Here is a 6000-nt window from a genome sequence, read left to right as displayed (position 1 = left end):
GTGCGGGGCCGTGCGGGGCGGGACTCGAAGGGGCAGTCGCGAGGCGGGCGCAGGCGACACAAGGACCGCAGGGAGTGAGCGAAGCGAACGACTGAGGACCGCAGCGAGCGTGCGCCCGCCTCGCGACTGGGGGTTCGGAGCGGTCCGTGTTGGTCGGCCATTTATAACCAACTACAGCAACGTACAGCCGAGCGACTGGGGCATCGGCGGCCCTCGCGAATGAATAGACCGAATCGGTTTACAAAATCCCCGCGAGCCCCAGCGCCTCGATCAGCGGGACGCCGGCGACGACCGATCCGATCAGGTAGCCGCCGATCGCGCCGCCGTTCAGGAGGGGAAGGCCCGCGTGCGGCCGGCCCCGGATCACCCACCGCATGAGCACGAGGAGTCCCGCGAGGGTCCCGACCATCGCCAGCAGGGCGGGGAGGTTCACTCCCAAAAGCGGCACCGACAGGTCCGCCGCCGGCGAGAACGTCGCCGCGCTCGCGATCAGCACCGTCGGGATGACGGCGTCGCCGAGGCCGATGAAGAAGGCGTCGCGGTCGTCGGGTTCGGTGGGCTCGGTGACGCCCTCGTGCGCTTCGGTGGGCTCGGTGACGCCCTCGTGCGCTTCGGTGGGCTCGGTGACGCCCTCGTGCTCTTCGGCGGGGTCGGGGGCGTCCTCGTGCTCTTCGACGGCCTCGGCGGCGCCTTCGTCGTCGGAGGCAGACCCGGCGTCCGCGTCCGAACTCCCGTCCTCGCCCACTCCGGACGCCTCCTCGCTGGCCGACTCGCCGTCGAGCAGCGAGTACGACAGCGACAGCGGGATCACCAACACGACGGGGATGTTCAGGTCCATCACGCCCTCCGCGAGCGACAGCATGTGCTCGGTGCCGTAGACGGAGACGGCGTCGTAGACGGCGAGGACGCCGAGCAGGATCAGCGCGGGCAACAGGCCGAACGAGATGCCGAACAGCCCCGCGGCGCCGGCGCCCATCAGCACTCCGGCGGTGTCGATCACGTACCACTCGGGGTGGACGAGCAGGCCGACGGCGACCGCAACCGCCGGGACGGCGGCCGCGAGCGGGGAGACCAGCGCGGAGAACACGTACCACGAGAGGTACGCCGAGACGCCGACGATCAGCAGGCGGATCGCGCCGTCGAAGTCGTACCGGAACGCCGCGAGCATCACGCCGGTCATCGCGACGATGGCGACGACGTACAGCAGGCTGTTCGCGGGATTGTCGGGGTTCTCGACCGCCTGATAGCCGCTCTCGGCGAACTCGGGGACGAGCGCCAGCGCGCCCACTTGGACGACCAAGAACAGCCCGACCACGAAGGCGACGCCGCGGTACTCGCGGGGGAACATTCGACCGTCGGTTCGTCGGCCGAGGGTTTCGTCCTTGCGCTTCGGCCGCGGACGCCGGCGGTGGCGGGGCTACCGAGGCGAGCGAACGGGTACAGAAACGGGTTCGGGCTCGGTGTGGGAGCGGGTGGGCCCGAACCCAAGCCGACGGACGACGGACGGTGGAAGCGAGTGGCCGACCGGCCCGCCCGAAACGGGATGGGGCCGGCCGGATTCGTCCGCGGCGTTTACTGCCTTCCCGAAGCGACATAAGAACCTACCGGCCGAGTTATCGAGTTCGATACTTTCGCTGCGGAGCCGGGTCTCGTCGAACGGTTCTCGTATCACTCCGGACCCCATCGGGGATCCGTGCCAGCGTCGGTCGAACGCGCCGCAATCGGACGCCAGTCTCGGCCGACGAGACTGGACAGCGACTGAAGGACAAGGTGGACGGACCAAGGTAGATGGACCAAGGTGGACGGATCAGAGTGGAACCGTAGAGCGCGAAGGGAACGGAGCGAAAGGGGTGGAAGCGAGGGGAGACGGGCGAAAGGCGAGACGGCGGCGAGAGGCGGGCGGGCGGCGGCCGGACAGCGGACCCCCAGCTGTCGTCGGCGACGCCGCCCGGCGGTCGGGACGGGCGCGCGGATCGATTAACGCCGAATCCCAACGAGAAAAGCGTCGGTCTTCGGCGTCAGACGGTACGCGCCTCACGCGTATAAATATGTGAGATCCGGACGCGCGTGAGATACTGGACGCGAGTGAGATTCCGGACGCACGTGAGATACTGGACGGACGCGCAGTCCGGGAGTAATCGCTTCCCGCGACGATCGCGTTCCGCGCCGATCGCCTGCCTCCCACGGCCGCGGGCGACGCCTCTCGTCTCACGGGCCGGACCCCCTTATCGGCGGTCGCGGAGCGCGGGGAACTCCTCGCGGACCGCCGCGACCCGCTGGGGGTCCACCGTCGCGGTGACGACGCCGGGCTCGTCGCCGACCGACGCGAGCGTCGTTCCCCATGGGTCGTACACCGCGCTCCGCCCGCAGAGCGCGTCGTCGCCGAACCGGCCGCTCCCGTTGACCGCGGCGACGTAGGTCAGGTTCTCGATGGCCCGCGCGCGGCCGAGCGTCCGCCAGTGTTCGATCCGGGGATACGGCCACGCGCTCGGCACCAGCACGCACTCGACGCCGCGATCGACCATCGCGCGGAACTGCTCGGGGAACCGGAGGTCGTAGCAGGTCGTCACCCCGACCGTGACGCCCGCGAGATCGATCACCGGCGTCCGCTCGCCGGGGACCATCCGAGCCGTCTCCTCGGAGCCGTAGCCGAACAGGTGGCGCTTCCGGTAGACGAGCCGACGCTCGCCGTCGGCGTCGAACAGGACCGCCGCGTTGGCGAGGCCGGAGTCCGCCGGCACGTCGAGCCCGTCGACGGCCGACGCCGACAGGTCCTCGACGACCGTCCCGGCGAGGACGGCGACGTCGCACTCGTCGGCCGCGGCGGCGAACCGGGCGAGGCGGTCGCCGGCGAGGCTCTCCGCGGCGCGGCCGTACGCGTCGAACGCGAAGTAGCCGACGTCGAACAGCTCGGGCAGGACGACGAGGTCGGCGCCCTCGGCCGCGGCCGCCCGGACGCGGTCGAGCGCCCGCTCGACGTTCCCCTCGACGTCGCCGCCCTCCACTCCCAGCTGGACGCCCGCGAGCTTCATGCCGGCGAGGCGAGGGAGGCGCGGAGCGCGTCCTCTAAGTTGTCCAGTTCGGCGTCGAAGTTGCGCTTGAAGAAGGACTCGACGCCGGGGAGGCTCCCGTCGACGACGAACTCGTTGGCGAGCCGGCAGCCGCCGTCGTCGGTCTCGGTGATCTCGTGTTCGCCGGTGACGCGGAAGGCGCGCGATTTCCCGACGAACTTCACTCGGTTCGGCGGGTCGCGCTCGACCTCCTCCGTCTCGACGTCGATCGTCGACCGGATCATCGGCACGGGGAGCGCGACGTGCCACGTCGCGGTCCCGTCGTCGTGGACCTCGAAGGAGTCGACCACGCTGATGGCGCCCGCGCGCTGCTCCGCGTCCGAGATGAACGCCCACACGTCGGCCGGCGGCGCATCGAACTCGAACGTCCGGGAGACTCGAACGGTCATACGTTCCCGTTTGGGGCTAGGGGGGTTAAAAATGCGTGTCGACGGCGACGCCGCGGTGTTAAGTTAAGGAAGAGGCGGAGCGAAGTTCTAGTGCCTATGCCAGAAATCGCCCGCCTCACCGAGTGTACCGAGTGGATCGACTTGGAGTTTGTGGAGCGAGAGCGGACACCCCGGTCGATCATTGAAAAGGGTATTCGCCACCATCTCGCAGGATTATCACTTTCGAATACAGTTATTCTTCTTGAGGAATTGGGTGTCAAGAGAAGTCGTGTCGCTGTTCACAACTGGGTACAGAAAGCTGATTTACAGCCAGCTGGCGGTGAAAGCCCGGATCGCGTTGCGGTCGATCAAAAGGCGATCCGGATCAATGACGAGCAGTATTGGCTGTATGCTGCCGTCGATCCGGAAACAAACAGAATCCTTCATTCACGGCTATTTCCGACGTACACGATACCGATCGCACGAGAATTTCTCACAGAATTGGCCGAGAAACACGACGTTGAAGACGCCCTGTTTCTCGTCGATGACGCCGACGATCTGATCGGTGGGCTCCGCCGCGAAAACTATAGCTACCGCGTCGAACAACACGGCTTCAGAAACTCCGTAGAACGTGTCTTTAGAGAAGTAGAACGACGAACCTCTTCGCTTTCAAACTGTTTCAGCCACGTCGATCCACCGACCGCGGAAAACTGGTTACAAGCCCACGCCGTCTGGTGGAATCATGTTTAAGTTAACACGACGCGGCGACGGGTGCTGGCACCGCGCTGGATTCCGGTGCCGTCGGAACGCGGCGGCGCCGACTCGATGCGCCTCAACGGCCTCGTGCGCCTCAGCCGTCCGGCGTCACGCGCCACGTCGTCGACTTGGCGCGGCCCCACTTCTCGATGTCGACGTCGTCCGACTTCTCTGCGAGGCGGGGGAGCCGCGAGCCGACCTGCTTCGCGGTGAGACCGATCGCGTCGGCGATCGTCTTCGAGCGAACGTACCGCTCGCCACGGGTGACGCTGTCCGTGAGGTACGCGAGGATCCGCTGTTCTTCCTCGGTGTACTCGCTCATTGTCTGATATACGCGTCTGACGTTCTTAACGGTTTCTCGTCGTTCGGACCGGACGACCGGTCCGCGCCGCGGGTCGGTCCGTCAGTCGTACAGCTGGACCGCGCCGACCGCGAGCGTCGCGAAGACGAACGCGCCCGCGAATCCCCACGCTTTCCCGAGCTGCCCAGGGTACGCTAACATCACCACGGCGCCGACGACCGCGACGGCACCGAGCGCGAGCGCGACGCCGACCTCCTTGTCCGATTCGATGGAACCCTCGCTCATACGAACCGCTTCGCGGGGGACCACTTAGTTCATGCGAACCGCGCGACGCGGTCGGCCGAGTTCGCGACGGGCGGTGCGGTCGCCGAGCCCCGGATGGTCCCGAGCGCGGTCCCGCGTCAGATTATCTCGACGTGGTCCGACGCCTCGTTGAGCGCGAGGTTCGCCGCGATTTCGGCGTTCCGCATGGCGTACTCGGCGGTGTGCTGGAGGCTGACCAGCACCTCGCGGGTCATCAGCAGCGTCTCGTTGTCGAGGTCGCTCGGCAGTTCGCCGAGGATCTCCTGTTCGCGGTCCTCCAAGCGCGAGAACAGGTCGCGGCACTCGACGGTGAGGTCGTAGTCGCGCTCGACGACCGCCCGGACGGCGAGCGCGGTCAGTTCGTCGACCTGATCGGTGAACTCGCGGATCTGCCGCATCGTCGCGCTGTCGACGTTGAGGGTGTGCCCGTCGGCCTCCATCACGATCTCGGCGATGTCCTCCGCGTTGTCGGCGGTGAGTTCGAGGTTCTTCGCGACGGAGCGGTAGCCGATGAGCGGGAACCCCTCCTCCAGGCCCACCGCTCGCGCGAGGTTCGGGTTCTGGTAGGCGGTGAAGATGAGCCGAAGGAGGAGAACGAAGATCTTGTTCGCCTGCCGCTCGCGGTTGAGCGCGCGCTGCGCGAGGTCGGGGTTGCCGTGCGCGAGCGCCTTCACGGCCTCGCCGCGCATCGTCGATCCGGTGTTCTCCAACCGTTCGAGCAGGTTGTCGAGGGTGAAGTCCTCGGGGTCGACCGAGCAGCGGATCGAGATGTCCTCGGGCGTCTCCTCGATGACGCCGAGCCCCATCAGCTGCGTCTCGGCCTTGTACACCGCGTTGATGTGCTCGCTGTCGAGCGTCCCCTCGCTGCGGACGTGGATCACGCGCCGTCCCAACACGTACTGCGCGACGATCGCGCGTTCGAGCGACCGCGCGTCGAGCCCGTCCGCGTTGATGACGGCCTCCGACTCCTCGGTGCTCACGGACTCCGGGAGCACCGTGAGCGTCCCCTTCCCGCCCATCCGCAGCGACACCTCGTCGCCTTTGTTCACGCCGTGTTCCTGTGCCCACTCGGCCGGGAGGGTCATCGCCAGCGTCGACGGCCCCAACCGTTGGACTTTCCGCGTTTCCATGCGCGATCGTATCGCGGGATACACCTTAACCTTGTTCCCATGCTCATTATACGCGTCATCGAATATGCAAG

The 6000-nt window shown here is 67.2% G+C and carries 7 protein-coding genes; 1 reads left to right on the top strand and 6 read right to left on the bottom strand.

Annotated elements, in window-relative coordinates:
* Positions 1 to 238 precede the first annotated feature (238 nt).
* From EXE46_RS13595 to EXE46_RS13585, 3 genes are all read right to left on the bottom strand, one after another.
* Entirely contained in the window at positions 239 to 1348 is a 1110-nt protein-coding gene (locus EXE46_RS13595; RefSeq protein WP_137688919.1) for a presenilin family intramembrane aspartyl protease PSH, read from the bottom strand.
* A gap of 877 nt (positions 1349 to 2225) precedes the next feature.
* Positions 2226 to 3032, bottom strand: coding sequence for a carbon-nitrogen family hydrolase (locus EXE46_RS13590; RefSeq protein WP_137688918.1), 807 nt, complete (start codon positions 3030 to 3032; stop codon positions 2226 to 2228).
* Entirely contained in the window at positions 3029 to 3460 is a 432-nt protein-coding gene (locus EXE46_RS13585; RefSeq protein ID WP_137688917.1) for a CoxG family protein, read from the bottom strand. Before EXE46_RS13585 ends, EXE46_RS13590 begins: the two co-directional genes overlap by 4 nt.
* Before the next feature lie 96 nt (positions 3461 to 3556).
* Between EXE46_RS13585 and EXE46_RS13580 the strand changes: the two genes are divergently transcribed.
* Positions 3557 to 4189 (top strand): IS6 family transposase, encoded by a 633-nt coding sequence (locus EXE46_RS13580; protein ID WP_137688916.1) that lies wholly within the window; start codon positions 3557 to 3559, stop codon positions 4187 to 4189.
* A gap of 100 nt (positions 4190 to 4289) precedes the next feature.
* Here the strand turns inward: EXE46_RS13580 and EXE46_RS13575 are convergent, their stop codons facing one another.
* The 3 genes from EXE46_RS13575 to EXE46_RS13565 form a co-directional block, all read right to left on the bottom strand.
* The gene (locus EXE46_RS13575; protein WP_004598402.1) at positions 4290 to 4517 is read right to left on the bottom strand and encodes a hypothetical protein; all 228 of its coding nucleotides are present in this window, start codon (positions 4515 to 4517) and stop codon (positions 4290 to 4292) included.
* 81 nt (positions 4518 to 4598) lie between these two features.
* On the bottom strand, positions 4599 to 4781 hold the full coding sequence (locus tag EXE46_RS13570; RefSeq protein WP_137688915.1) for a hypothetical protein: 183 nt from the start codon (positions 4779 to 4781) through the stop codon (positions 4599 to 4601).
* Between the two features lie 116 nt (positions 4782 to 4897).
* The gene (locus EXE46_RS13565) at positions 4898 to 5929 is read right to left on the bottom strand and encodes a phosphate uptake regulator PhoU (protein ID WP_137688914.1); all 1032 of its coding nucleotides are present in this window, start codon (positions 5927 to 5929) and stop codon (positions 4898 to 4900) included.
* Positions 5930 to 6000 lie beyond the last annotated feature (71 nt).

This window comes from Halorubrum sp. GN11_10-6_MGM (assembly GCF_005435165.1).
Lineage (GTDB): Archaea > Halobacteriota > Halobacteria > Halobacteriales > Haloferacaceae > Halorubrum.
Note: the sequence above shows the minus strand (reverse complement) of the source record. Positions and strands in the feature narration are given on the sequence as shown.

Bases quoted from the DNA above. Each gene is read 5' to 3' on its own strand.
- EXE46_RS13570 (WP_137688915.1), bottom strand. From the start codon at position 4,781: ATGAGCGAGGGTTCCATCGAATCGGACAAGGAGGTCGGCGTCGCGCTC.
- EXE46_RS13585 (WP_137688917.1), bottom strand. From the start codon at position 3,460: ATGACCGTTCGAGTCTCCCGGACGTTCGAGTTCGATGCGCCGCCGGCC.
- EXE46_RS13575 (WP_004598402.1), bottom strand. From the start codon at position 4,517: ATGAGCGAGTACACCGAGGAAGAACAGCGGATCCTCGCGTACCTCACG.
- EXE46_RS13590 (WP_137688918.1), bottom strand. From the start codon at position 3,032: ATGAAGCTCGCGGGCGTCCAGCTGGGAGTGGAGGGCGGCGACGTCGAG.
- EXE46_RS13565 (WP_137688914.1), bottom strand. From the start codon at position 5,929: ATGGAAACGCGGAAAGTCCAACGGTTGGGGCCGTCGACGCTGGCGATG.
- EXE46_RS13580 (WP_137688916.1), top strand. From the start codon at position 3,557: ATGCCAGAAATCGCCCGCCTCACCGAGTGTACCGAGTGGATCGACTTG.
- EXE46_RS13595 (WP_137688919.1), bottom strand. From the start codon at position 1,348: ATGTTCCCCCGCGAGTACCGCGGCGTCGCCTTCGTGGTCGGGCTGTTC.